Source organism: Variovorax sp. 3319 (assembly GCF_031456585.1).
In the GTDB taxonomy this organism is placed as follows: domain Bacteria; phylum Pseudomonadota; class Gammaproteobacteria; order Burkholderiales; family Burkholderiaceae_C; genus Variovorax; species Variovorax paradoxus_P.
In genome coordinates, this window is record NZ_JAVDUZ010000010.1 from 95,642 (window position 1) to 119,040 (window position 23,399).

Annotated in this window: 24 protein-coding genes; 12 read left to right on the forward strand and 12 right to left on the reverse strand. The window is 67.8% G+C overall.

The genetic code is table 11. From position 1 onward, the window contains the following. Window positions 1-11: 11 nt before the first annotated feature. Window positions 12-185 (reverse strand): hypothetical protein, encoded by a 174-nt coding sequence (locus J2X67_RS20020; RefSeq protein WP_281149057.1) that lies wholly within the window; start codon window positions 183-185, stop codon window positions 12-14. Between the two features lie 134 nt (window positions 186-319). Between J2X67_RS20020 and J2X67_RS20025 the strand changes: the two genes are divergently transcribed. Further along, entirely contained in the window at window positions 320-1,126 is an 807-nt protein-coding gene (locus J2X67_RS20025; RefSeq protein ID WP_309955748.1) for a metallophosphoesterase, read from the forward strand. A 13-nt stretch (window positions 1,127-1,139) separates the two neighbouring features. On the opposite strand, the gene J2X67_RS20030 is transcribed toward J2X67_RS20025, so the two are convergent. Beyond that, a complete protein-coding gene (locus tag J2X67_RS20030; protein WP_309955750.1) occupies window positions 1,140-2,723 on the reverse strand; it encodes a phospholipase D family protein in 1,584 nt (527 codons plus the stop codon). A 91-nt stretch (window positions 2,724-2,814) separates the two neighbouring features. Between J2X67_RS20030 and J2X67_RS20035 the strand changes: the two genes are divergently transcribed. Continuing rightward, entirely contained in the window at window positions 2,815-4,044 is a 1,230-nt protein-coding gene (locus J2X67_RS20035) for a nucleoside recognition domain-containing protein (protein ID WP_309955752.1), read from the forward strand. Window positions 4,045-4,084: 40 nt separating this feature from the next. After that, window positions 4,085-4,792, forward strand: coding sequence for a TetR/AcrR family transcriptional regulator (locus J2X67_RS20040; protein WP_309955753.1), 708 nt, complete (start codon window positions 4,085-4,087; stop codon window positions 4,790-4,792). Here J2X67_RS20040 and J2X67_RS20045 read toward each other — a convergent pair. The 4 genes from J2X67_RS20045 to J2X67_RS20060 are packed head-to-tail and all read right to left on the reverse strand — an operon-like array spanning window position 4,789 to window position 10,850. Next, on the reverse strand, window positions 4,789-5,970 hold the full coding sequence (locus J2X67_RS20045; protein WP_309955754.1) for an acetyl-CoA C-acyltransferase: 1,182 nt from the start codon (window positions 5,968-5,970) through the stop codon (window positions 4,789-4,791). The two genes, J2X67_RS20040 and J2X67_RS20045, sit on opposite strands and share 4 nt — an antisense overlap. Beyond that, a complete protein-coding gene (locus J2X67_RS20050; protein ID WP_309955756.1) occupies window positions 5,963-8,920 on the reverse strand; it encodes an AMP-binding protein in 2,958 nt (985 codons plus the stop codon). Before J2X67_RS20050 ends, J2X67_RS20045 begins: the two co-directional genes overlap by 8 nt. Next, window positions 8,917-9,837, reverse strand: a complete 921-nt coding sequence (locus J2X67_RS20055) for an SDR family oxidoreductase (RefSeq protein ID WP_309955758.1) — start codon at window positions 9,835-9,837, stop codon at window positions 8,917-8,919. The genes J2X67_RS20050 and J2X67_RS20055 overlap by 4 nt, the downstream gene beginning before the upstream one ends. Window positions 9,838-9,857: 20 nt before the next feature. Continuing rightward, a complete protein-coding gene (locus J2X67_RS20060; protein WP_309955760.1) occupies window positions 9,858-10,850 on the reverse strand; it encodes a tripartite tricarboxylate transporter substrate binding protein in 993 nt (330 codons plus the stop codon). Window positions 10,851-11,159: 309 nt separating this feature from the next. Between J2X67_RS20060 and J2X67_RS20065 the strand changes: the two genes are divergently transcribed. The 6 genes from J2X67_RS20065 (at window position 11,160) to J2X67_RS20090 (ending at window position 15,766) form a co-directional block, all read left to right on the forward strand. Further along, window positions 11,160-11,603 (forward strand): flavin reductase family protein, encoded by a 444-nt coding sequence (locus J2X67_RS20065; protein WP_409050527.1) that lies wholly within the window; start codon window positions 11,160-11,162, stop codon window positions 11,601-11,603. Then, window positions 11,600-12,100, forward strand: a complete 501-nt coding sequence (locus J2X67_RS20070) for a BON domain-containing protein (protein ID WP_309955764.1) — start codon at window positions 11,600-11,602, stop codon at window positions 12,098-12,100. Before J2X67_RS20065 ends, J2X67_RS20070 begins: the two co-directional genes overlap by 4 nt. Window positions 12,101-12,150: 50 nt before the next feature. Next, window positions 12,151-13,050 (forward strand): DMT family transporter, encoded by a 900-nt coding sequence (locus J2X67_RS20075; protein WP_309955767.1) that lies wholly within the window; start codon window positions 12,151-12,153, stop codon window positions 13,048-13,050. Beyond that, window positions 13,047-13,985 (forward strand): glutaminase, encoded by a 939-nt coding sequence (locus J2X67_RS20080; RefSeq protein WP_309955769.1) that lies wholly within the window; start codon window positions 13,047-13,049, stop codon window positions 13,983-13,985. Before J2X67_RS20075 ends, J2X67_RS20080 begins: the two co-directional genes overlap by 4 nt. Before the next feature lie 65 nt (window positions 13,986-14,050). After that, complete coding sequence (locus tag J2X67_RS20085) at window positions 14,051-14,554, forward strand: hypothetical protein (RefSeq protein WP_309955771.1); 504 nt, start codon at window positions 14,051-14,053, stop codon at window positions 14,552-14,554. Between the two features lie 177 nt (window positions 14,555-14,731). Then, the gene (locus tag J2X67_RS20090) at window positions 14,732-15,766 is read left to right on the forward strand and encodes an aliphatic amidase (protein ID WP_309955773.1); all 1,035 of its coding nucleotides are present in this window, start codon (window positions 14,732-14,734) and stop codon (window positions 15,764-15,766) included. 2 nt (window positions 15,767-15,768) lie between these two features. On the opposite strand, the gene J2X67_RS20095 is transcribed toward J2X67_RS20090, so the two are convergent. Beyond that, window positions 15,769-16,659, reverse strand: a complete 891-nt coding sequence (locus tag J2X67_RS20095) for a LysR family transcriptional regulator (RefSeq protein WP_309955775.1) — start codon at window positions 16,657-16,659, stop codon at window positions 15,769-15,771. A gap of 90 nt (window positions 16,660-16,749) precedes the next feature. On the opposite strand from J2X67_RS20095, the gene J2X67_RS20100 reads away from it, so the two are divergent. Then, entirely contained in the window at window positions 16,750-16,944 is a 195-nt protein-coding gene (locus J2X67_RS20100) for a DUF1127 domain-containing protein (protein ID WP_309955777.1), read from the forward strand. Between the two features lie 56 nt (window positions 16,945-17,000). After that, window positions 17,001-18,698 (forward strand): hypothetical protein, encoded by a 1,698-nt coding sequence (locus J2X67_RS20105; protein ID WP_309955779.1) that lies wholly within the window; start codon window positions 17,001-17,003, stop codon window positions 18,696-18,698. Here J2X67_RS20105 and J2X67_RS20110 read toward each other — a convergent pair. Further along, entirely contained in the window at window positions 18,695-19,276 is a 582-nt protein-coding gene (locus J2X67_RS20110; protein WP_309955780.1) for a uracil-DNA glycosylase family protein, read from the reverse strand. The genes J2X67_RS20105 and J2X67_RS20110 overlap by 4 nt on opposite strands. Window positions 19,277-19,309: 33 nt before the next feature. Then, window positions 19,310-20,143, reverse strand: coding sequence for an isocitrate lyase/phosphoenolpyruvate mutase family protein (locus tag J2X67_RS20115; protein WP_309955782.1), 834 nt, complete (start codon window positions 20,141-20,143; stop codon window positions 19,310-19,312). A 99-nt stretch (window positions 20,144-20,242) separates the two neighbouring features. Here J2X67_RS20115 and J2X67_RS20120 point away from each other — a divergent pair, with 99 nt between their 5' ends. Next, window positions 20,243-20,701: a CopD family protein gene (locus J2X67_RS20120; protein ID WP_309955784.1), complete on the forward strand. Its 459-nt coding sequence runs from the start codon at window positions 20,243-20,245 to the stop codon at window positions 20,699-20,701. A 118-nt stretch (window positions 20,702-20,819) separates the two neighbouring features. Here J2X67_RS20120 and J2X67_RS20125 read toward each other — a convergent pair whose 3' ends face one another. The 3 genes from J2X67_RS20125 to J2X67_RS20135 form a co-directional block, all read right to left on the reverse strand. Beyond that, on the reverse strand, window positions 20,820-21,407 hold the full coding sequence (locus tag J2X67_RS20125) for a hypothetical protein (RefSeq protein WP_309955786.1): 588 nt from the start codon (window positions 21,405-21,407) through the stop codon (window positions 20,820-20,822). A gap of 297 nt (window positions 21,408-21,704) precedes the next feature. Beyond that, on the reverse strand, window positions 21,705-22,124 hold the full coding sequence (locus J2X67_RS20130) for a VOC family protein (protein ID WP_309955788.1): 420 nt from the start codon (window positions 22,122-22,124) through the stop codon (window positions 21,705-21,707). Between the two features lie 36 nt (window positions 22,125-22,160). Then, complete coding sequence (locus tag J2X67_RS20135) at window positions 22,161-23,396, reverse strand: CaiB/BaiF CoA-transferase family protein (RefSeq protein ID WP_309955790.1); 1,236 nt, start codon at window positions 23,394-23,396, stop codon at window positions 22,161-22,163. Between the last annotated feature and the right edge of the window lie 3 nt (window positions 23,397-23,399).

Genomic DNA, 23,399 nt, shown 5'->3' on the forward strand with positions numbered 1-23,399 from the left:
CGCGGATCTTCTTAGCGAACGACGGAGAGCCAGGCGCTGGCTGCAACACGCAGCTCTTGTGCCTGGTGGGCGTCGAGGCCGGCACGGGCGTCGGCGCTTTCCATCAGCGCAGCGGCGTGGCTGACCGAAGCGTTGGCATTGGAAGAACTGAAGAAACGGGCCACTTGGGCAATGAGGCTGAACATGACAGTGCGCTGCTCTTGGCTGCGCTGGAGTGGTTGATGTTCCAAGAATAGGGGTTATCCCTAATATTGAAAGCCCCACTTCATGCGCTTTATGCATGGGTTGATTCCCGAGGGCCTGCCCTAGACTGGGCAGGATGAAGCTGCAACTGCTCTCCGACCTGCACCTGGAGTCCCACCCCCGCTTTCACGCCGAGCCGGTGCCTGGCGCAGACATGCTGGTGCTGGCGGGCGACATCGGCTCCTACCAGGAAGGCTCCCGCCTGACGGACCCCGACTTCGGCCTTGGCCGCTTTTCCCCCCGCAACGGCTGGCCGGTGCCGGTGATCTACGTGCCGGGCAACCACGAGTACGACAACACCGATTTCGACGCAACCCACGAGCGCCTGCGCGCGCTGTGCAAGGAGCTCGACATCCTGTGGCTCGAGCGCGAGACGGCCGTCCTCGGCGGCATCCGCTTTGTCGGCACCACCCTCTGGGCCGACTTCGACGCGCTGGTGGAGCCCACCGACGGCCTTGCGGACGCACTCAAGAAGCGCGGCAAGGCAATGCGGGCGGCCGACTTCTACCTGGAGAAGGCCGCCACGGTGCGTCGCGGCCAGCCGTTCATGGCTGGCGCCATGCGGGAACAGGCGCTGCTGTGCCAAGCCTGGCTCGAGCAGGCGCTGGCCGAGCCCTTCGACGGCACCACGGTCGCCATCACGCATTTCGCTCCCAGCCTTGCGAGCGCCGATCCGCGCTACGGCCTTACGCCGGGCACCGCCGGTTTCTGCAATTCACTCGATGCGCTGCTTCCCCGCGCCCAGCTGTGGCTGCACGGCCACCTTCACTGCCCGTTCGACTACGCGAAGGACGGCTGCCGCGTGGTCGCCAATCCGCTCGGCTACAAGGGCAAGGGCGAACAGGAAGGCTTTCGGCCAAACCTGCTGATCGAAGTCGCCTGAACCGGGCCCAGGGCTACAGCAGCTCTTCACCGACGACCGGCAGCAGCAGCCAGTTCTTGAAACGCAGCCAGAGAAACTCGCCGGGCTCGTCCTCGTGGACGATGTCGCCGCCGGCGTCGTCGTATTCCAGCCATTGCACGCGGCGGCCATTGGGCCCGATCCGCAGCCGGTAGCCCAGGCTCACGCGCCCGCCACTCAAGAGCTTTTCGTAGTCGGCCACCAGTTCCGGGCTGTCGATCACGAGCCCCATCTCGGTATTGACCGCTGCGGAGCGGTGATCGAGGTTCATCGAACCGATGAAAAAACGCTGGTCGTCGATCACCGCGATCTTGGCGTGCAGGCGGCTGATCGACTGGCCAAAATTGCCGAAGTGCGTCGAACGCGCGGTGAGCATCGGCGCAATCTCGTAGATGTTGACGCCGATCTTCAGCATGTCGGCGCGATAGCGTTCGTAGCCGGCGTAGGCCAGCGGCTCGTCGGTAGCGCCCAGCGAGTTGGTCACCACGGTGATCTGCCCTCCCCGCGCGATGGCCGCCTTCATCATGGCCATGCCGCGCGGCCCTGGAATGAAGTACGGCGATGCAATCTTGACCTCATGCGTGGCCGAATTGATGACGCCCAGCGCACCCTCGTTCACGCTGCCCGCGTAGGCCGCCACGGCCGCGCGCGTGATCTTGGCGGGGTCGTCCACAAAGAGCGTGAACGGCGCCCAGCGCAGGTCGATCTTGCCGGTGGTGAGCTGCTCGCCCACCGGCGACCTGTCCATCACGTCGCGCTGGCGAATCGGCACATCGGGCTGCGCCTTGCTGGCAATGGCATCGAAGCGCTTCTGCGCCTCGTCCACCGTCATGCGCAGCGGCGCGATGCGTTCGATGGGCCACGCATGGTCGCTGTTCCAGTAGCGGTCGAAGCCTTCGGACATCTGGCGCACCACCGGCCCGCTGGAGAGCACGTCCATGTCGATGAAGTTTGCCGCCGTGCCGCGCATGAAGTATTCGTTGGCAATGTTGCGCCCGCCCGAAACGGCAAAGCTGTTGTCGGCCACCAGCAGCTTGTTGTGCATGCGGTGGTTGATGCGGCCGAAATCCGAGGCCGAGAACAGGAGCCGCAGCGCAAGCGAGCCGGCCCGCGAAGGCAGCGGGTTGAAAAGCCGCACCTCGACATTCGGAAACGCCGAGAGCGTAGCGAACACCTCGTCCTCGCCGGTCGTGTAGAGGTCGTCCATCAAAAGCCGCACCCGAACGCCGCGCGACGCCGCATCGCGCAGTTCGCGCAGCAGCAGAAGGCCAACGTCGTCGTTCTGGATCAGGTAGTACTGCACGTCGAGCGACTTCTCGGCGTGCCGCGCGAGCGAAATGCGGGCGTCGAAGGCAAAGGCCGCTTCCGGCAGCAGCCGAAAGCCCGACACCGATGCCGCCCCACCGGGCGGGGCCGGCGGCACCAGCTGGCCGAGTGCGGTGCCGGCCACGTCGGTAACCGCCGCACTCGGCGTGCGCGGCTGCGGCGGCGGCAAGCCCGCACAGCCCGCCAGCCATGCCGAGGCCATGGCAACCCACACCAGGGCCGCGAGCTTGCGGATCAGCGAAGTGGCCGTCATGGCCCGCACTGTAGCCCGTGTGGCCCGTGTGGCCCCGACCGCACGCAGGCGAGGCCTATGATCGGCGCCACAAAAAAGGGAAAGAACACGCGTGCTCAACGGCTTGTGGCTGGGTTTCTTCGGATTGGCGATGCTGGCGGCGCTCGGGCGCTGGCTCGTGGGCGGCGACCCGGCCGTCTTTGCGGCCATCGTCGAAAGCCTGTTCGCCATGGCGCGGCTCGCAGTCGAGGTGATGGTGCTGCTGTTCGGCACGCTCACGCTGTGGCTCGGCTTCTTGCGCATTGCCGAGGCGGCGGGGCTGGTGGGCTGGCTCGCGCGCCTGCTGGGGCCGCTGTTCCGGCGGCTGATGCCGGGCGTGCCCGCGGGCCATCCGGCACTGGGGCTCATCACGATGAACTTTGCGGCCAACGCGCTCGGCCTGGACAACGCAGCCACGCCCATCGGCCTCAAGGCCATGCGCGAACTGCAGCGCCTGAACCCCGACCCGGTCACGGCCACCAACGCACAGATCCTTTTCCTGGTGCTCAACGCGTCGTCGCTCACGCTGTTGCCGGTGACCATCTTCATGTACCGCGCGCAGCAGGGCGCGAGCGATCCGACGATGGTGTTCCTGCCCATCCTGCTGGCCACCAGCGCATCGACGCTGGTGGGCCTGCTCTCGGTGGCCGTGGCGCAGCGCCTGCGGCTGTGGGACCCTGTGGTGCTGGCCTACCTGGTGCCGGGCGCGCTGCTGCTCGGCGGCTTCATGGCGCTCTTGGGCACCCTGTCGGCGGCGGCCATTGCGTCGCTCTCGTCGCTCATGGGCAACCTTGCGCTGTTCAGCGTGATCATCTTCTTCTTGCTGGCCGGGGCCATCCGCCGCATCAAGGTATACGAATGCTTTGTGGAAGGCGCAAAGGAAGGCTTCGACATTGCGAAGAACCTGCTGCCCTACCTGGTGGCCATGCTGTGCGCGGTGGGTGTGCTGCGCGCCTCGGGCGCACTCGACTTCGTGCTTGGCGGGCTGCGCTGGCTGGTCGATATGGGCGGCTGGGATTCGCGCTTTGTCGACGCCATGCCCACTGCGCTGGTCAAGCCATTCTCCGGCAGCGCGGCGCGCGCAATGCTCATCGAAACCATGAAGACACAAGGCGTGGACAGCTTTCCCGCGCTCGTGGCCGCCACCATCCAGGGCAGCACCGAGACCACCTTCTACGTATTGGCCGTGTACTTCGGCGCCGTGGGCATCCAGCGGGCGCGCCATGCCGTGGCCTGTGCGCTTCTGGCCGAGCTCGCGGGCGTGGTGGCGGCCGTCTCGGTCTGCTACTGGTTCTTCGGCTGAGCGGCGGCGCGCGATGCTGCCGGTTTAAGCTCGCAGGCCTATGAAGAAAACCTCCGCGTCAAGGTCGCCCGCCGAATCGTCCGCCGACCCGGCGGCATCCGGCGCAGGTGCGCCGGTAGAGGGCACCGAGGCCAAGCGTTCGACCTATCACCACGGCAACCTGCGCGATGCACTGGTGATGCGCGGCATCGAGATCCTCGATGCGCAGGGCCTTGCCGCGCTGAGCCTGCGCCAGGCGGCGCGCGACGTCGGCGTGTCGCAGACCGCGCCGCTGCACCACTTCGAGGGCAAGTCGGGCTACCTCGCGGCCATTGCAGCGCAGGGTTTTCGCATGATGTTCGACCAGCGCATCCGCGCCCTGCGCAGCCTGCACGATCCGCGTGAACGGCTGCTCAGCGTGATGCTCGCGCACCTGCAGTTCTCGCTCGAGCGGCCTGCGCTGTTCCAGGTGATGTACGGCCCGGCCATTCCGCAGAAGCTGCAGTTCCCAGACCTGGAGCAGGCCGCCACGCGCTCCTACGGCATCCTGGAAACCTGCGTGGGCGACTACCTGAGCCACCGCAACGTGCCGCTCGCCCGCGTGCGGCCGGCGGCGCTTGCGGCCTGGACCGCCTGCCATGGCCTGGCCACTGTGATGGTCGACCGCCAGAACGCCTGGGACATCGTCGGCAAGGACCCGATGAAGATCGGCCACGACGTGTTCTCGATCTTCATCGCGGGGCTGGACTACCAGCCAGCGGCAGCCTAGGCCGGAGCCACCTCGAACAGGCCGGCGGCACCCATGCCGCCCCCGACGCACATCGTCGCCACCACGTACTTCACGCCGCGACGGCGCCCCTCGTGCAGCGCATGGCCGGCCATGCGGGCACCCGACATGCCGAAGGGATGGCCGATGGCGATGGCGCCACCGTTCACATTCATGCGTTCCATCGGAATGCCGAGCCGGTCGGCGCAATGGAGCACCTGCACCGCGAAGGCTTCGTTGAGCTCCCAGAGGCCGATGTCGTCCACCGAGAGACCCGCCTGCCGCAGCAGCCTGGGCACCGCAAAGACCGGACCGATGCCCATTTCGTCGGGTGCGCAGCCGGCCACCGCAAAGCCGCGGAACCAGCCCAGCACCGCAAGCCCGCGCCGCGCTGCCAGGTCCGCGTCCATCACCACGCAGGCGGCTGCGCCGTCCGACAGCTGGCTGGCGTTGCCCGCCGTCACGGTGCCGTTTTCAAGCACCGACTTCAACCCCGCCAGCGTTGCGGCGCTGGTGCCGGCGCGCGGGCCTTCGTCGCGCGCCAGCGTGGCGGCCTCGTCGCGCGTGGTGCCATCGCGCTCGTGGCGGCGCACAGTAGTGTGGATCGGCACGATCTCGGCGTCGAAGCGGCCCGCCGCTTCTGCCTCTGCCTGGCGCTGCTGGCTCAGCGCCGCATACGCATCCTGCCGCTCGCGCGAGATGCCGTAGCGCCGCTGCACCACCTCGGCGGTCTCTAGCATCGGCATGTAGACCTGCGGCGCGTGCGCGGCCAGCCAGGGCTCCTCTCGCATGAACTGGTTGGTGTGCTCGCGCACGCAGCTGACCGATTCGGTGCCGCCGGCCACCGCCACCTGCAGGCTGCCCGCCCGCACCGCGTGCGCTGCGATCGCGATGCTCTGCAGGCCCGACGAGCAGTAGCGGTTGACCGTCATGCCCGGCACGCTCTCGGGCAGTCCCGCCGCAAGGGCCGAGATGCGCCCGACGTTGAAGCCGTTGGCGCCTTCGGGAAAGGCGCAGCCGAGGATCACGTCTTCCACCTCGTCGGCGGGAATGCCGGCACGCGCCACTGCATGCCGCACCACGTGCGCGCCGAGCGTGGCGCCATGCGTCAGGTTGAGCGTGCCTCGAAAGGCTTTGCCGATCGGCGTGCGGGCGTAGGAAACGATGGCGGCATCACGCATGCTGGGGTTCCGGAAGATCGAAGGGGAAAACAGCGGGCGCCGTTGGGCTCGTGGCCGAAGCGCCGCGGTGCAGCGCAAAGGCCTGCAACGCCTGCATGGCCTCGGCCTCGCCCGCAAACACTGCGAAGCCGGCCTGGGCGAAGGCCGCCCGTACGTGCGCATGGGGGCTGTAGACGGCGAGCGGCTTGCCCGCGCTGTCCACCACCGCCCGGCTTTCGCGCACGAAGCGCGCGAGGTCGTAGCTTGGTCCGCCCACCGCCAGCAAGCCCAGCACAGCGGCGTCCACGGCCGCGTCCTGCAGCACCACCTGCATCACCGCGCCGAGCAATGCCGGTTCGGCCAAGAGCATCGCCGTCAGGTCGACCGGATTGCGGTTGAGCGAAAAATTGGGCAGCAGTTCGGCCAGGCGCTGCTCCGCGTCCGCCGACAGCCGCGCCAGCGGCAGCCCGCGCGCCTGCGCCTCGTCGGCCGCCAGCACGCACGACGCACCGGAGTTGCTGACAACCGCGAGCCGCGGCACCCCGCCCGCGCCGCCGGCATCGGCCGCCGGCCCTAGGTACAGCGGCACGGCGCCGACAAGCTCGACCAGCCCGCCCACGGTACGGCAGCCGTGCGACTCGAAGAGGTCGTCGAGCCCGTCGCCTGCCGCCCCCGCCGAGCCTGTATGCAGATCGGCCGAACGCCTGCCGTGCGCCGAACGCCCGGAGCGCACCGCCAGCACCGCCACGCCGCGCTGGCGCGCCGTTTCGAGCGCCGCGGCCATGCGCGCCGGATCGGGCACGTGCTCGACATAGAGCAGCACCAGCCGAACACCCGGGCGCCGCGCCAGTGCATCGACCAGGTCCGCCGTGTCCACATCGGCCTCGTTGCCGGTGGCGGCCACGCAGCGCACGCCCCAGCCCGCTTCGCGCAGCAGCGCGTAGGCGGAGACACCGAAGGCGCCGCTTTGCGAGACGATGGCCACCGGCCCGTCGAGCGGCGCATGGTCGCTGTAGATCGAGGCGAAGGAGAGCACCGCGCCGCCGTCGAAGCTGGCGACACCGATGCTGTTGGGCCCCACCAGGCGCACACCGCCGGCCCGGGCGATGCCGGCCAGGGCTTCCTGCCGGGCACGGCCCTCGGCACCGACCTCCGCATAGCCCGATGCGAACAGCAGCGCATGCCCCACACCCAGCCGCGCGCACTCCGCAAGCTGTTGCTCCGCCTGATCGGCGCCGATGCACAGCACCACCGCATCGGGCACCTCGGGCAACTGGTCGAGCGCCGCATAGGCCTGCAGGCCCTGCACCTCGCCGGCGCGCGGATGAACCGGATAGATGCGGCCGCCGAAACCCTGCTCCAGCAGATAGCGGATCGGCCGGCCGCCGACCTTGTGCGGGTTGTCGGACGCGCCGACCACCGCCACCGAGCGCGGCGCGAGCAGCCGGTCGAGCGACGGCCGCACCCGTGCCGGCGCGGCTTGCGCCATCGCCTTCAGCTGCGCCTTGAGCAGCTTGCCGGTGGGGCTGGCGGGCAGTTGGGCCATTACATGCACCTCAGCCGGCACCTTGTACGGCGCCAGGCGTTCGCGCAGAAAGTCGCTGAGCCGCGCGGTGTCGATGCTGCGGCCCTGCAGCGGCTCGACGAAGGCGACGATCTCCTCGTCGTCCGACACGCTGCGCCCGACTACCGCACATTGCGCCACTTCCGCGAAGGCGGCAATCGCCTTCTCCACCTCTGCCGGGTACACGTTGAAGCCGCCGCGGATGATCATCTCCTTGCTGCGGCCGACGATGGAAAGATCGCCCGCCGGGCCGAAGATGCCGATGTCGCCCGTGTGCAGCCATCCCTCGTCATCGACGGCCGCGCGCGTTTGCACCGGGTCGCGAAAGTAGCCCTTCATCACGTTGGGTCCGCGGATCAGGACCTCGCCCCGCTCGCCGCGCGCAACCGGCCGTCCGTCTGCATCTGCGAGCATCACCTCCAGGCCCGGAATCGGCCAGCCTGCGGTCACGTCCGCAGGCGGCGGATGGCCGAAGGTGCGGGTTGCCGCGGGCGCCGACTCGGTCAGGCCGTAGCCGTGGTGCAGCGGCAGGCCGAGCAATGCCTCGGTCTGCGCCTTGCGCGTGGCGTCGACCAGCGAACCGCCGATGTAGGCCATGCGCAGCCGGTTGGGGGTCAGCGGGCGGCCCTGCTGCTGCGACCATTCATGGAGCCGCGCGTACATCGCGGGCACGCCCTGGAACACCGTCACCTGTCCGCTGGTGATGGCCTCGGCCAGCAGCCCCGCCGAAAAACGGCCCACCAGGTGCAGCGTGGCGCCGGCGCGCAGCCCGCAGAGCAGCGCGGAGATCAGCCCGAACGAATGCGAGATCGGCAGCGCGTGAAAGATCACGTCCTCCGGCAGCAGCACCTGCTGCACCATCGAGGCGCGGGTGACGAAGTCGAGATTGGCGTGGGTCAGCATCACGCCCTTGGGCAGGCCGGTGCTGCCCGATGTGTAGATCATCAGCGCGACCTCGCCGGACTCATCTTCGGGCTCCGTGCCCGGTCCTTCGCAGCGCTGCAGGCGCCCGCCCGGCGTGCAGGCGAGCACGCCGCCGGCACTACGGCGTTCGGCGTGGGCCAGCGCCTCGCCCGAGGCGCCGGCCGCGAAGTACACGAGCCGGGGTTCGCAGTGCGCGCAGATCGCATCGATCTCGCCGCCCGACATGCGGGCATTGAGCGGCACCGCCCAGCCGCCGGCGCGGATGGCGCCGAGCAGCAGCACCACCATGTCCTCGCTGTTCTCGCCCACCAGCACCATGCGCTGGCCCGGCGCGAGGCCGGCCTCGGCAAGCACGGCCGCCGCTTCTTCGATGCGCGCAGCCAGTTGCCCATACGACAGCGCGCGCCCTTCCTCCAGCACCAGCGCGGCGTGGCCACCGCGGCCTGCTGCGGCCACTTCGTCGACGATCCGGTCGATCCTCATGAATCGTCTCGCGGTGCGGCAACCGGCCCGCCGGGTTCCGAAACCACTTCGCGCAGCGCCCGGTCGCGTGCGTCCTGCCCCCGTATCGCCTCGCGCATGCCGCGCCAGGCCTCGTCGTCCAGATCGGCCAGTTCGGTGAACGAGGCGCCGTTCTGCCGATGCCCTGCGCCGTCGATGGCAATGGTCTCGCCGGTGATCCACTCGACGCCGTCCGCCATCAGGAACACCGCCAGGTTCTGCAGCTCGGGCATGCGGCCCAGGCGGTTCATCGGGTTGCGTACCGCGCCGTCTTCCCAGGCCGCCTTGGGGCTGAGCCGGCTGTTCGCGCCTTCGGTCGGAAAGATGCCCGGCGCGATGGCGTTCAGCCGGATGCCGTAGCGGCCCCACTCGATGGCGAGCGACTTGGTCATCACGTCCACGCCGGCCTTGCTCATGGCCGAGGGCACCACGAAAGGCGCGCCGGTGCGCACCCAGGTCACGACGATGGAGATCACCGAGCCCTTGTGGCCGGTGGCGATCCAGCGCCGCCCGACATGGTGGGTGACGTAGTAGGTGCCGTGCAGCACGATGTTGGCCACTGCGTCGAAGCCGCGCGGAGATACGTCCTGCGTGCGGCTGACGAAGTTGCCGGCCGCGTTGTTGACCAGCCCGTCGAGCGGACCGTGCTCGGCCCAGATGCGCTCGACCATCGCATCCACCGCGTCGGCATGGCGGATGTCCACCGCATGCGCGCGCACCACGCCGCCGTGGCGCTCGGTCAGCTCGGCGGCGGTGGCGTCGAGCATCTGCTGGCGGCGGCCGCAGATGTGGACCTCGGCACCCAGTTGCAGGTAACGCTCGGCAATCTCGCGGCCGAGGCCCGAGCCGCCGCCGGTCACGAGGATGCGCTTGCCGCGCAAAAGATTGGCTTCGAACATGCAATGACTTTCAGTGAGACTTACTCGAGAACGATGTGCTTGGCACGGATCAGCGGCGCCCAGCGCTCGCGCTCGCGGCCGATGTAGGTGTTGAACTCGGCCGCCGTCAGCGCCGGCGGCACCACCAGCCCGAGCGCCTCGAACTGGTCGCGGAAGCTGCGGTCCACCACCGCGTGCCCCACAGAGGCGTTCAGCCGGCTCACCACGTCGGGCGGCGCGTTGCGGGGCAGCATGAGGCCGAACCACGTCGTGACCTCGTAGTCGGGGTAGCCGCTCTCCGCGACCGTCGGCACCTCGGGCAAGGCCGGCAGCCGCTCGCGGCTGGTAACCGCCAGCGGGCGCAGCTTGCCGCCGCGCACCAGGCCCATCGCGCTGCCCGTGGAGTCGGCAAAGAACTGGATGTCGCCGGCCATCAGTGCGGCCTGGGCGGGTGCGCTGCCGTTGTAGGGCACATGCACCAGCGAAACACCGGTGGCGCTTTGCAGCAGTTCGACGGCCAGGTGCAACGAACTGCCGGTGCCGGTGGATGCGTAATTGAGCTTGCCCGGATTCGCCTTCGCTTCGGCAACCAGGTCGCGCAGCGTGCGGTGCGGCGAGCTGTTGCCGACCAGCATCACCATCGGCGTGACCGCGACGCGCGCTACGGGCTGCAGTTCCTTCTCGGGGTTGTAAGACAGCTTGGGGTAGAGCAGCGGATTGAGCACCGCAGTCGCTCCGGTGGCAAACAGCACCGTGTAGCCGTCGGGCTCGGCGGAAGCCACCAGGCGCGCACCCAGCGCGGTGTTGGCGCCCGGCTTGTTGTCCACGATCACGGGCTGGCCCAGGTCCTTGCGCATGCGCTCGGCCAGCGCCCGCGCCAGCACGTCGCTGATGCCCCCCGGGGTGTAGGGCACAACCAGCCGGATCGGCCGGTCCGGGTAGGCGCCGGCTGCCGAAGCGGCGGCGCTGAAGAGCGCGAGCATGGCGAACGGCGCCCACTGCCGCAGGAACCGAGAGAGTTGTCGTCCGAGCATGTCGTCTCCTTTTTCTGGCTCGCCCCGGGCCGCGGTGGGGCGCGAATTAATCTTATCAGTGTTAAGTTAACAAGAAAACATAAGAGCTTTCCCTATGCGTTTCAGAGAGTAAGGCTCTTGGTGATCAAAAGACGAATCTGATCATCAATAAGATCAAGCGCATCCGAAAGGCGCCGGTCGGCGGCCCTCGCGGCCTTCGGCCAGAATAGAGCGGCGTCATCCTGCGCACTCTCTGGCTTTTCCGTGAACGCTCCCGCCCAGGCGCAACCGCCTTCCTTCTCGACCGACGAATTCCGCAGCGCGCTCGGCATGTTCGCCACGGGCGTGACCATCGTCACCGCGCGTTCGGCCGACGGCGTGCTGGTCGGCCTCACGGCGAATTCGTTCAACTCGGTATCGCTTGCGCCTCCGCTGGTGCTGTGGAGCCTGGCGCGCGCCGCTGGCTCGATGCCGGCGCTCAGCGCCGGCTCGCACTACGCCATCAACATCCTGGCGGCCAACCAGAAGCAATTGGCCGAGCGCTTTGCCACCAAGAACATCGACCGCTGGGCCGATGTTGCGTTTACCGAAGGCCTTGGCGGTGCGCCGGTGCTGGCGGGCGCGGCGGCGAGCTTCGAGTGCTTCAACCGTAGCCGCTACGACGAAGGCGACCATGTGATCTTCGTCGGCGAAGTGGAGCGATGCACGCACAACGCCGGCGCCTCGCCGCTGCTGTTTCACGGCGGGCGGTTCTACACGGAACATCCCTTGTGAGCCGTGCTGCCGCCCTCATGCCCGTGCTGCTGCTGGCCACCCAGGCCGCGGCAGCGCAGGATACGGGGGCACCGCTCAAGCAGAACTGGTTCGACGACCCGTTCTTTCGTGTTTCCGCCGGCCTCGCCGCCTGCGCCATGCCACAAGGCCCCTTCTATACCGCGGAGGAACGGCGTGCCCAGACCCATTCGCGGCTGGAGCGCGGCACCAGCTGCTGGCTGGCCGGCAAGTGCACCGACAGCAACGCCTACCGCTATGACAAGCCGCTCGCGCCCAAGGTGCGCGCCGCGCTGCTGGCCGTGCCGGGCGTGCAGAAGAGCAGCGTTTGGGTGGTCATCCAGCGCCGCTGGGTCTACCTGCAGGGCTGCGTGCCCTCGAATGCATTGGCCCGCAAGCTCGAACACGCCGCACGCGCGGTGGCCGATGTTGAAACCGTGGTGCCAGACCTGATGATCGGCACCCGGGGCAAACCGCCCTACCCGACGTCCGGCCAGTGAGCAGACCATTGGCGGCAATACAAGCGACAACAAAGACAGCAACGAGACGAATGATCCAGCGCAAGACCCACCTCGACTCCCTCGCCATCGGCCTTCTCATCGCATGCTGCGCGTTCTGGGGGCTGCAGCAGATTCTCATCAAGACCACAGTCACCGAGGTGCCGCCGCTCTGGCAGGCTTCCATCCGCATGGCGGGCGCCGTCGTGCTGCTGTGGCTGTGGTGCGTATCGCGCCGCGTACCGCTTTTCGAGCGGGACGGCACATTGCCGGGCGGCCTGCTGGTGGGGCTGCTGTTCGCGGGGGAGTTCGCGTGCATCTACCTGGGCCTGCAGCACACCTCGGCCTCCCGGCTCACGGTGTTCCTGTACACCGCGCCGTTCTGGGTGTCGCTGCTGCTGCCGCGCTGGGTGCCGGCCGAACGCCTGCGGGGCCTGCAATGGGTCGGTCTGGTCATCGCATTCGCTGCCGTGGTGTTCGCGTTCAGCGAGGGCTTCGGGCATTCGAGTTCCAACCAGTTGCTCGGCGATGCCATGGGGCTCTTGGGCGGCATGCTCTGGGGCCTGACCACGCTGGCACTGCGCACCACGCGGCTGGCCACCGCGAGCGCCGAGAAGGCCTTGTTCTATCAGGTGGGAGTAACGGCGGCGGTGTGCCCGGTGATCTCGCTGGTGCTGGGCGAAAAGTGGGGCTTCTCGTATTCGGCATGGGCGTGGACATCGATCGGCCTGCAGACCGTGATCGGTGCCTTTGCGAGCTATCTCACCTGGATGTGGCTGCTGCGGCACTATCCCGCCACGCAGATGTCGTCGTTCAGTTTCTTGACGCCGCTGTTTGCGCTGGTGTTTGGCGTGGTGCTGCTCAGCGAACCGCTCACGCTGCAGCTCATGGTGGCGCTGGTGGGTGTCGGCCTCGGCATCGTGATGGTCAACCGGCGGAGGGGCCGCCCATGAAAGACGCAGGTTTTCAGCCGGTGCTCGACGAGATCGTCGCCACCCTGCGCCCATTGCTGGGCACGGCCGGCACGGTGGCCAGCTACATACCGGCGCTGGCATGCATCGATCCGCGCCAACTCGGCATTGCACTGCGCACCTGCCAGGGCGCCGAGGCTTTTGCCGGCGATGCCGAAACGCCGTTCTCGATCCAGAGCGTGTCCAAGCTCTTCACGCTCACGCTCGCCATGCAGCGCATGGGCGACGCGCTGTGGGAGCGCATCGGCCGCGAGCCTTCGGGCAACCCGTTCAACTCTTTGGTGCAGCTGGAAAACGAGCACGGCAAGCCGCGCAACCCCTTCATCAATGCAGGCGCCATTGCCGTGGCCGACCGCCTCGTGAGCCAGGCGCTTGCCGCGGGCGGCAGCGCCAAGGCCGACATTCTTGCGTTGATGGGCAGCCTGTGCGGCGAGCCGATTTCGTTCGACGACGAGGTGGCACGGTCCGAAGCCGCCACGGGCTTTCGCAACATCGCGCTCGCCAACTTCATGAAGAGCTTCGGCAAGATCGACAACGACGTGGTCGACGTGCTCGACACCTACTTTCACCAGTGCGCGCTGCGAATGAACTGCCGCCAGCTTGCACGGGCGGCCGCCTTTTTGTGCCGCGATGGCGCGCACCCGATCGACGGCGAGGCCGAGGTCACCGGCGAGCGGCAAACGCGGCGCATCAACTCGCTGATGCTCACCTGCGGAACCTACGACGCCGCGGGCGACGTCGCGTTTTCGATTGGCCTCCCGTGCAAGAGCGGCGTGGGCGGCGGCATCGTGGCCGTGGTGCCCGACCAACTCACGCTGTGCGTGTGGTCGCCCGCGCTGGACGCCACGGGCAACTCGCTGCTTGGCATGAAGGCGCTGGAACTCTTCGTTGCGCGCACCGGGTTGTCGGTCTTCTGATCGCCCCTTCGCTGCCGCGGGCGAAAATGGGCTGCGCACGAACCCACGCCCTCACAAGCATCCGAATGACCGAAGCCACAGATTGCACCGACTCCGACGACACCCTCCCCCTTCAGGAACCCCGCCTCTGGCGCGACGGCCAATGGACCGCCCGCGTCATCAAGAACGAAGAAGACGACGGCTGGGCTGTCGAGATGACCCGCCACGGCGATCCGGAGCCTGCGCTGGTCGGCCCGTGGACCATGGGCCGCGACAAGAAAAACCCCAAGCCGCTCGACGGACCGGCGTTTTCGACGCTGGTGAAAACCGCCGCCGAAGTCATTCGCCGCCATGAGCAGCAGCTGCACGCCACGCTCAACAAGAGCGTGACCGTCACCGCGCGCAACGACCAGCGCGTGCGCGTGTCGCTTGCCATCGTGCCCGACGAAGACAGCCCCTCCGCCACGCTCACCGCGCACGACGACGCGGACGACACCGAACTTGCCAGCGTCAACGTCTCGCCCGCCTTCAGGCTCACCGCCTCCAGTGCCACGGCCTGGATCGAATCCGGGTACGAACGCCCTCGCTGAAGGCCGCGAAGCGCCGCAATCAGCGAAATGACGTATGGGCAGCCCCTATTGAGTTGAGAACAATCGGCTTCGACGACACCCACTCGCCGCACCGCAGACAAGCCCGAACCGGATGAATGCCGGTCCGGGCTTTTTTGTTTTCTTCTTGTTTTCCAACCATCCTTCAGGAGCAGCGTCATGCGACATGGTGATATCTCGAGCAGCAGCGATTGCGTGGGCGTCGCAGTCGTCAACTACAAGATGCCCCGCCTGCACACCAGGGCCGAGGTGCTGGAAAACGCCCGCAAGATCGGCGAGATGCTGGTCGGCATGAAGAAGGGCCTGCCGGGCATGGACCTGGTGATCTTTCCCGAATACTCCACGCACGGGATCATGTACGACGAGAAAGAGATGTACGACACCGCCGCCACCGTGCCAGGCGATGAGACGGCCATCTTTGCAGACGCATGCCGCCGCGCGAACGTGTGGGGCGTGTTCTCGCTGACCGGCGAGCGGCACGAGCAGCATCCGGACAAGGCGCCCTACAACACGCTCATCCTCATGAACAACCAGGGCGAGATCGTCCAGAAGTACCGCAAGATCATGCCGTGGGCGCCCATTGAGGGCTGGTACCCGGGCGACCGCACCTACGTGAGCGACGGCCCCAAGGGCATGAAGATCAGCCTCATCGTGTGCGACGACGGCAACTACCCCGAGATCTGGCGCGACTGCACCATGCGCGGCGCCGAGCTCGTCGTTCGCTGCCAGGGCTACATGTATCCGGCCAAGGAGCAGCAGATCCTGGTGTCCAAGGCCATGGCCTTCATGAACAACACCTACGTGGCGGTGGCCAACGCTGCGGGCTTCGACGGCGTGTACTCGTACTTCGGGCACTCGGCCATCATCGGCTTCGACGGCCGCACGCTCGGCGAATGCGGCGAGGAAGAAATGGGCATCAACTACGCCGAGCTTTCGATGGGGCTGATCCGCGATGCGCGCAAGAACGGCCAGTCGCAGAACCACCTCTTCAAGCTCATGCACCGCGGCTACACCGGCGTCATCAATTCGGGCGATGGCGACAAGGGCGTGGCCGAATGCCCGTTCGACTTCTACAAACAGTGGATCGACAACCCTGAAGCCGCGCGCAAGCAGGTGGAGTCGTTCACGCGCAGCACCATCGGCACTGCCGAGTGCCCGATCGAAGGCCTGCCGAACGAGGCCACGCGCAGCTGAAATCAGAGCTGGCGAAACTCCGTCAGTACCTTCAACACGCTCAGCGTGGCGCCGTCGAGCGTGGCGCGCTGGCGGTGCGCAATGCCGAGGCGGCGCGTAAGCCTGGGCGTGACCGGCAAGATCTGCATGCGCTCGTTCAGCGCCGCGTCGGTCGATTGCTGCAGCGGCAGCAGCGCGGCGCCGTAGCCGGCCGCCACCAGGCTGCGGATCGCGGCGTCGTAGTTGAGCTCGATGCGTGCGCGGGGCGCGAAACCCGCCGCCGCAAACCACTCCATCGTGAGCCGGTACATGTGCGTGGTGGCCTCGTTGAAGATGAGCGGCTGCGCCGCCAGCCAGGCCGGCGTCACGCGCCTGGGCGCCTTCCAGCGTTGCGGCACAAAGGCCATCATGGGCTGGTCGCGCCATGGCGTCACCACCAGGTCGCGCAGCGGCGGCTGCGGCACAGCGACCAGGCCAATGTCGAGCGTGCCCGCAGCCAGCCGGGACATCGCATCGTTAGAGCCGAGGATGCTCACCTCGACATCGATGCCCGAATGCCCCACGCCCAGCGCCTCGAGCACCTGCGGGAGCAGGTCGACCACGACGCCAGTGGAGGTGCCGAGCCGCACGCGCCCGGTCCGGCCTTCGGCCTGGCGCTTGACGGCTTCGATGGCGTCATCGGTGTCGCGCAACAGCTTGCGCCCGCGCTCCACCAGCGCCGCTCCCGCCGCGGTGGGCGTCACGCGGCGGTTGCCGCGCACCACCAGCGAGGTGCCCAGCCGCGATTCGAGTTCGCTGATGTGCAGGCTTACGGTGGGCTGCGCGAGGTGCAGTGCGCTGGCCGCAGCCGAGAAGGTGCCGAGATCGGCAATGGCAATGAGCGTTCGAAGCTGGTCGAGGTTGAGGTGTCGCATCAGGAATGCTGATTGGAAGTGTCAGGAATCTCAACTTCCACAATAGCATGCATCGCCGCAAGATCAGTGCTCCCCAACAAGGAGCCCATCGTGACAGCGCCAACGCACTCGCCTTTTCATCAACGCCTGATGCATGCCTTGCGCAGCTGGCGCCGCCGCGCCGCGGAGCACCGCCGCAGCCGCGCCGCCTCGCAGCACCTGGCCGGCATGAGCGACCACGAGCTGCGAGACCTGGGCATCGGGCGCAGCCAGGTCAACGCGCTGCTGGACCAGCACAAGTACTGAAAAAAGCGAAGGGCCGTTATCAGTCGGCTCCGCAAATTTGAGGTTCAATCCGGGGCGTGCCCAAACCCGCTACACCCGCCCCGCTTTCCATCGAACTCACTTCGCCGCAATCGGTCGACGGCCGGCGCGCGGCCTTCCAGTCGCTCTGGCTGATTGCGCGCATGAAGCATGCGCACGACGCGGAAGGCGGCCTCGTGCGGTTGTCGGACCTTCGCGGCGAAGTCACGGACGCGAGCACGCTGCGCATGGTCGTGAGCCGTGCCTTTCGCGACTTCAGGGCATGGAATGTGGAAGTCGGCTGGGGCGAAGACACGCAGCGTGAGCCGCGCTTCCTGAACGACGAGCGGCGCAGCCAAGGGCCCTTCTGGTTGCCCGCGGCCGAAGCGAAGCGCGTGCGGTTGCTGGTGGGCGGCCGCGCGGCCACCCCGGCCGAAGTGGCATCTTTCCTCGGACTGCATTCGCGCAGGAAGACTTCGGCCGAGCCGGGCTCGCCGCCGACGCCACCCGACGCCGTGCACCTGCAAGACGCCGCCTTCTGGAAGCAGCTGGTCGCTTCGCAACAGGCGGCACGGCAAGGAAGGCTCATGGCGCCTGTGGCGGGCGGCGGCGGCGCGGGCGCCCAGCCGGCCAGCGCGCTGGAATCGATTCGCCTTGCCGGCACACTGGCCGCCACCGATTTTCAGCGCGCGCTGGTCACGCTCAACGAGGCCATGCTGTGGCGCCGGCTCGGCGACAACGAACAGGCGCGCCGCCGGCTGCAGGCGCTCAAGAAGCAGCGCCTTGCCCATCATGTGGCGGGCAACGACTACCTGGGTGCAATGGAATGCATCGTCTCGGCGTGGTGCGCTTACACCGCGCGCGACCTGCCGCTGGCCGAATCGCTGCTGCGCGGCATGGCGGGTGACGCCGCGCGCGGGCTGGTGCTGCGCCACCATCCCGACGTGCGCTTTGAATGGTGCAACCTGTGGGCGCTGGTGTGCCGCTCGCGCGCGCTGGGGCTTGCCGCCGACGACAAGCCCGCCGCCGCGGCACTTGCCGAAGAGGCATTGCGCCGCTTCGGCGAAGCGCTGGCCGCGGCCTTCGAATCGCACTCCTTCGACGCGGCGCAGCACGTGGCCGCCAACATGGGCATGGCCGCATGGCTGTTCGACCGAGTCGGCCTCTCCGACCTGCCCGCCCTTGCGCACGACGGCAATGCCGACACCACGCGCCGCGCCGTGCAGTGGATCGGGTTCAGCGAATGGCTCTGCGGCCACACCGACGGCCAAGGCCGCTCGGCGTGGAATGCGATCTACCTGATGCGCATTGCGCGCGGCCATTGCCGCCCCCAGCCGCAGCCCACACTCGCGCAATTTCGCGCGCAAAAGCCGCTGGAGCCGGCCGACATATCCAGGCTTGCCGGCCCGCTTGCCGATGCTTTCGATGCGGCGCACTGGCCGCCTCGCTGGGTCGACGTGGCACAGGCACGGCTGGCCGATCACCTTGCGGGACGACGCCGTTATCCGGGCTTGCAGCATTGCAGCCTGCTCTTCGAGCACGCCTGGTATGCGGCGCATGCGGGCGACCTGCGGGCAGCCGAGCAGTCGCTGGGCCTGCTGCGCGAAGCACTGCCCCAGCTTGTGCCAAGCGATCGAGCCTACTTCACCGAGTCATGGAACGACACGTTGCCAGCCGAGTTGGTGCTGGAGACAAGGCCGCCGCGACGGCCCGCGCCGCGGAAGAAAGCTGTTCGAAAGTCCGACAAGCCCAGCTAGCCGGCATTTGCCAATACGCGGCGCACGCGCTCGCGCAGAACCGGCAGCACGTCGCGCTCGAACCACGGATGGTGCTTGAACCAGCCGGTGTTGCGTGGCGACGGATGCGGCAGCGGAATGAAGCGCGGCGCGTATTCCGCAAAGGCTTCGACGGTCTCGGTCACGCTGCCCTTGCCCGCGCTGCCGAGGAAATGGCGCTGCGCATACTGGCCGATGAGCAGCGTCAATTCGACCTGCTTCATCTGCGCGAGCAGGCGTTCGTGCCAGAGGCCGGCGCATTCCCTTCGCGGCGGCAAGTCTCCGCTGCTGCCGCGGCCCGGATAGCAATAGCCCATCGGCATGATCGCCACGCGCGCCGGGTCGTAGAACACCTCGCGTTCGATGCCCAGCCAGCGGCGCAGCTGCTCGCCGCTCTTGTCGTTCCATGGCACGCCGGTGTTGTGCACCGTCATGCTGGGCGCCTGGCCGACGATCAGCAGCCGCGCACTGGCGCTGGCCTGCACCACCGGCCGCGGCCCGAGCGGCAGGTGGGCGGCGCATGCATTGCAGCTGCGGATTTCCGCGAGCAGCGTATCCATGGTTGGGCGACCCGGCTCGAAGCTCCTCGTCGCCTACTTCTTTCCGAACGGTCGAAAGAAGCCGTCGAGTTCGCTGCCCGTGGCCGCGCCTTCGAACCCGTCGAAACGCCCCTCTTCTGCCAGCGTGCGCGCGGCGCGTATGAACCCGCCCCAGGCGGCGCGTGCGAGTGCGCCACCCACGCTCACGCGCCGCACGCCGAGTTCGGCAATGTCCTTCATGGTGAGGTCGCTGGCAGATCCGACGAGCAGGTTGACCGGCTTCGGCGCCACGGCCGCGACCACTGCGGCGATTTGCTCGCGCGTCTTGATGCCGGGTGCGTAGAGGCAATCGGCGCCTGCCTCTGAATAGGCCTTGAGCCGCGCGATGGTGTCGTCAAGATCGGGCCGGCCTGCAAAGAAATTTTCGGCGCGGCCGACCAGCAAGGTGTCGCCGCCCGCCGCATCGATGGCTTGGCGCGCAGCGCGCAGCCGCTCGACGGCCACGTTGATCGGGAAGAGCGGGTTCGCCGCATCGCCCGTCGAATCCTCGATGGAGAGGCCGGCCACGCCGGTATCGATGGCGAGCCGCACGCTCTCGGCAACGCCCTGCGCGTCGGCGGCAAAGCCGTTCTCGAAATCGGCATTCACCGGCAAGTCGGTGGCCGCGACCAGCTCTCGCAAATGGTCGAGGATCAACCCGCGTTGCAGCGCGCCGTCGGACTTGCCGCGCGACCATGCAAAGCCCGAACTGGTCGTGGCCAGCGCCTTGAAGCCCAGGCTCTCGAGGAAGCGCGCGCTGCCCGTGTCCCAAGGGTTGGGAATGACGAAGCAGCCCTTCTCATGGAGGGCGCGGAAATCGGCGCGTTTTTGGGCGATGGTGCGGGTCATCGAAGCCTCGTCTTTCTGTCTTGCGTGCAAAGGATGGATTTTTAACGCAACGGCGCCGGCATTGCGCGCTCGCGCCTTTCGGTGTTCTGATCGGCCCCCATGCAACACGTCATCCTTCTTTTCATCCATCTCCTGGCCGCCGCCTTCTGGGTCGGCGGCATGGCCACCCTGCACTTTGCGGTGCGCCCCGCGGCAGTCGCCACGCTGGAGCCGCCGCTGCGCCTGCGCATGATGGCTACGGTGCTGCGGCGTTTCTTCGTCGGCGTGGATGCGGCGGTCACGCTGCTGTTCGCGACCGGCGTGGCCATGATCCTGCTGATGGGCGGTTTCCGCGGCGTGCACTGGCGCGTCGAGGCGATGATGGGGATTGCCATCATCATGGCAGGCATCTACGTGTACATCCGCGCCTCGGTGTTCAAGGCGTTGCGGCGAGCGGTAGACGAAAGCGCGTGGCCTGTCGCGGCAGGGCGGCTCGACATGGTGCGCAAGCTGGTGAGCCTGAACCTCGCGCTCGGCGTGGTGGTGTTCGGCGTGGCGATCGTCGGGCGCGCTGGCTAGCTGTTGCCTCGGTCCAGTTCGATCCGCGGCTCGCTGGTGCAAAGAACAGAGACGCAATCGGTGAATCCGGCCACCAGGTATTCCTGGACATCGGGATAGAACAAACGCCCGGGATTCCTTATTGGCGTTCGCCCAGCACCGCGCCGTCTACCGGCTTCAGCAGCCACTGCGCGATGTCCTCGCCCAGCTTGTAGGTCACGACACCGACCATGCTGCAGGTACTGCGCGGCATGCCGAAGTAGATGAACATCTGGCGCTGCGCGGTGAACTTCGCCGGCGCGTCGCCCTGGCGCTCCAGCGTGCCGCGCAACTGAACGATCTTTGGGCCACCGTAGAGGCCGCCCGCGTTCGCCAGCAGATCGGTAATTTCCAGCTTCAGCACGGGCGCGGCCTGCGCGTTGGCGGGTGCCGGCGGGGCGAGCAGAAATTCGTAGGGTTCAAGCAGCTGATCCTGCACGGCTTGACGCAGCGAGGCAGGCACATCGCATGCGTCGTCGGCCTTCGACAGTTGCACGCCTTTGGTGGTGGTGCCGTAGGCAATGACGGGCATGACGACGCTGTTGCGCGGCGTAGCGGTCGCAGGCGGTGGCTCGGGCGTGGCCGGCTGGCGCGAGCCGCAAGCGGCCAGCAGTGTGGCGACGGCCAGCGCGGAAATAGCGACGGAAAGTCGCGCGGTGGCACGCGCAGCAAATGAATGTTCGGACACTGGAAAGCTCCCTTGAAGAATCGTTGTGTGCGCGATGGCGCGCGCCGATTCTCCGCGAAGCTCACCGGCAGAGCGGTAGTCGGGTGCGGGTGCATTCGGGGCTTGTGCCCAGGCCACCGGGTGCTCCGCTGATCAACGACCGCTCTTTGCAACGCGCCCGTCGATGGGGTGCCTTGCGCAGCGAAATAAAGGAGGAGGCCGCAGGCCGGGGGACATTCGCGGAGCAAGGTACCCCGTCGGCGGGTGCGCCGCCCTGAACGAACAACAGCGCCAAAAACAATACCGCGGCGAACAGAATCAGCCCGCCGCACCCTTGAGTTCGATGCCGTTACCGTCTGGGTCTGTGATGTAGATCGAAGGACCGTCGCCTTCGGCACCGAAGTTGTTCTGTACCTCGCCGTTCACTGGTACGCCGTGCCGTGCCATCAGCGCGCGGATTGCCGCTTCGTCGAAGGGCTCGATGCGCAGGCAGATGTGATCGACGTTGCGGCCTTCCTTGCCGGCCAGGGCGCCGCCCTGCTTGCCAAGCGGGCCGTCGAGCGTGACGAGGTCGATGAGGTTGGAGCCGGCGCGCAGGTGCACGAGCCCCAGGTGTTCGCGGCGCCTCTCGACCGCACAGCCGAGCACGTCGCGGTAGAAGGCAATGGCACGCTCCGCGTCCTTCACGCGCAGTACGACATGGTCGATGCGCAGCACCGAGAACGGGGGGCTGTGCATCGGGTCCGTCGTGGCTTGCTCTCCTTGCTTGCTTTCTTAGACAATGCCCGCCGCACGCAGCGCGTCGAAGCGCGTGGCATCGATGCCCAACTCGGCCAGCACCTCGCGCGTGTGCTGCCCAAGTGCGGGCGGCGCATGGCGCAGCACGGGCGGCGTGGCCGTCAGGCGCAGCGGGCTCGCCACGCCGGTGATGCTTTCGATGCCGTCGCCCGCATCGCGCGGCAACGTGACGGCCAGTCCGCGGGCCTTGACCTGTGCATCGTCGAAGGCCTGCGCAATGTCGTTGATCGGGCCGCAGGGCACGGCCTTGTCTTCGAGCAGCGTGACCCAATCGGCGGTGGTGCGGGTGCGGGTGAGCTCTTCCATCATCGGAATGAGCACTCCGCGGTGCTTCACGCGCAGGGTGTTGGTGGCAAAGCGCGCATCGGCCGCCCATTCCGGATGGCCCGCCGCCTCGCAGAAGCGCGCAAACTGGCCGTTGTTGCCAACGGCCAGCAGCATTGAACCGTCCAGCGTCGGAAAGTCCTGGTACGGCGCAAGGCTCGGATGCGTGTTGCCCTGGCGCTGCGGCGCCTTGCCGGTGTTGAGAAAAGCGCTCGCCTGGTTGGCGAGGATGGCCATGCCCACGTCGAGCAGCGCCATGTCGATGTGCTGGCCTTCGCCCGTGCGGTCGCGCACCTGCAGCGCGGCCAGGATGGCGGTGCTGGCATACACGCCGGTGAACAGGTCGGTGAGCGCCACGCCCACGCGCAACGGGCCGCCGCCGGGCTCGCCGTCGGGGCGGCCGGTAATGCTCATCATGCCGGTCATGGCCTGGATCATCAGGTCGTAGCCAGCGCGCTCGGCGTAGGGCCCGTCGTGGCCGAAGCCCGTTACGCTGCAATAGATGAGGCGCGGGTTGGCCGCGCGCAGGCTCTTGTGGTCGAGCCCGTATTGCTCGAGGCCGCCGGTCTTGAAGTTCTCGACCACGATGTCGGCTTGCGCCGCCATCTGCTTGAGCAGCGCCTGCCCGTCGGGCGTCGCCATGTCGACCGTCACCGACCGCTTGTTGCGGTTGCAGGCCGTGAAGTAGCTGGCCTGGTCGGTGTCGTTGCCGTTCGCGTCCTTGATGAAAGGCGGGCCCCAGGTGCGCGTGTCGTCCCCCACGCCGGGACGCTCGATCTTGATGACGTCGGCGCCCAGGTCCGCGAGGATCTGCGTGCACCACGGGCCCGCGAGCACGCGGGACAGATCGAGAACCTTGATGCCGTCCAGGGCTGCGGGCTTGGCCATGCG

What these genes read in the sequence shown, in the direction of transcription:
- J2X67_RS20025 (WP_309955748.1), top strand. Translation starts at nt 320, where the DNA reads ATGAAGCTGCAACTGCTCTCCGACCTGCACCTGGAGTCCCACCCCCGC.
- J2X67_RS20050 (WP_309955756.1), bottom strand. Translation starts at nt 8,920, where the DNA reads ATGAGGATCGACCGGATCGTCGACGAAGTGGCCGCAGCAGGCCGCGGT.
- J2X67_RS20055 (WP_309955758.1), bottom strand. Translation starts at nt 9,837, where the DNA reads ATGTTCGAAGCCAATCTTTTGCGCGGCAAGCGCATCCTCGTGACCGGC.
- J2X67_RS20085 (WP_309955771.1), top strand. Translation starts at nt 14,051, where the DNA reads ATGACCGAAGCCACAGATTGCACCGACTCCGACGACACCCTCCCCCTT.
- J2X67_RS20020 (WP_281149057.1), bottom strand. Translation starts at nt 185, where the DNA reads ATGTTCAGCCTCATTGCCCAAGTGGCCCGTTTCTTCAGTTCTTCCAAT.
- J2X67_RS20110 (WP_309955780.1), bottom strand. Translation starts at nt 19,276, where the DNA reads ATGGATACGCTGCTCGCGGAAATCCGCAGCTGCAATGCATGCGCCGCC.
- J2X67_RS20130 (WP_309955788.1), bottom strand. Translation starts at nt 22,124, where the DNA reads ATGCACAGCCCCCCGTTCTCGGTGCTGCGCATCGACCATGTCGTACTG.
- J2X67_RS20060 (WP_309955760.1), bottom strand. Translation starts at nt 10,850, where the DNA reads ATGCTCGGACGACAACTCTCTCGGTTCCTGCGGCAGTGGGCGCCGTTC.
- J2X67_RS20120 (WP_309955784.1), top strand. Translation starts at nt 20,243, where the DNA reads ATGCAACACGTCATCCTTCTTTTCATCCATCTCCTGGCCGCCGCCTTC.
- J2X67_RS20040 (WP_309955753.1), top strand. Translation starts at nt 4,085, where the DNA reads ATGAAGAAAACCTCCGCGTCAAGGTCGCCCGCCGAATCGTCCGCCGAC.
- J2X67_RS20095 (WP_309955775.1), bottom strand. Translation starts at nt 16,659, where the DNA reads ATGCGACACCTCAACCTCGACCAGCTTCGAACGCTCATTGCCATTGCC.
- J2X67_RS20080 (WP_309955769.1), top strand. Translation starts at nt 13,047, where the DNA reads ATGAAAGACGCAGGTTTTCAGCCGGTGCTCGACGAGATCGTCGCCACC.
- J2X67_RS20115 (WP_309955782.1), bottom strand. Translation starts at nt 20,143, where the DNA reads ATGACCCGCACCATCGCCCAAAAACGCGCCGATTTCCGCGCCCTCCAT.
- J2X67_RS20075 (WP_309955767.1), top strand. Translation starts at nt 12,151, where the DNA reads ATGATCCAGCGCAAGACCCACCTCGACTCCCTCGCCATCGGCCTTCTC.
- J2X67_RS20065 (WP_409050527.1), top strand. Translation starts at nt 11,160, where the DNA reads ATGTTCGCCACGGGCGTGACCATCGTCACCGCGCGTTCGGCCGACGGC.
- J2X67_RS20135 (WP_309955790.1), bottom strand. Translation starts at nt 23,396, where the DNA reads ATGGCCAAGCCCGCAGCCCTGGACGGCATCAAGGTTCTCGATCTGTCC.
- J2X67_RS20030 (WP_309955750.1), bottom strand. Translation starts at nt 2,723, where the DNA reads ATGACGGCCACTTCGCTGATCCGCAAGCTCGCGGCCCTGGTGTGGGTT.
- J2X67_RS20045 (WP_309955754.1), bottom strand. Translation starts at nt 5,970, where the DNA reads ATGCGTGATGCCGCCATCGTTTCCTACGCCCGCACGCCGATCGGCAAA.
- J2X67_RS20090 (WP_309955773.1), top strand. Translation starts at nt 14,732, where the DNA reads ATGCGACATGGTGATATCTCGAGCAGCAGCGATTGCGTGGGCGTCGCA.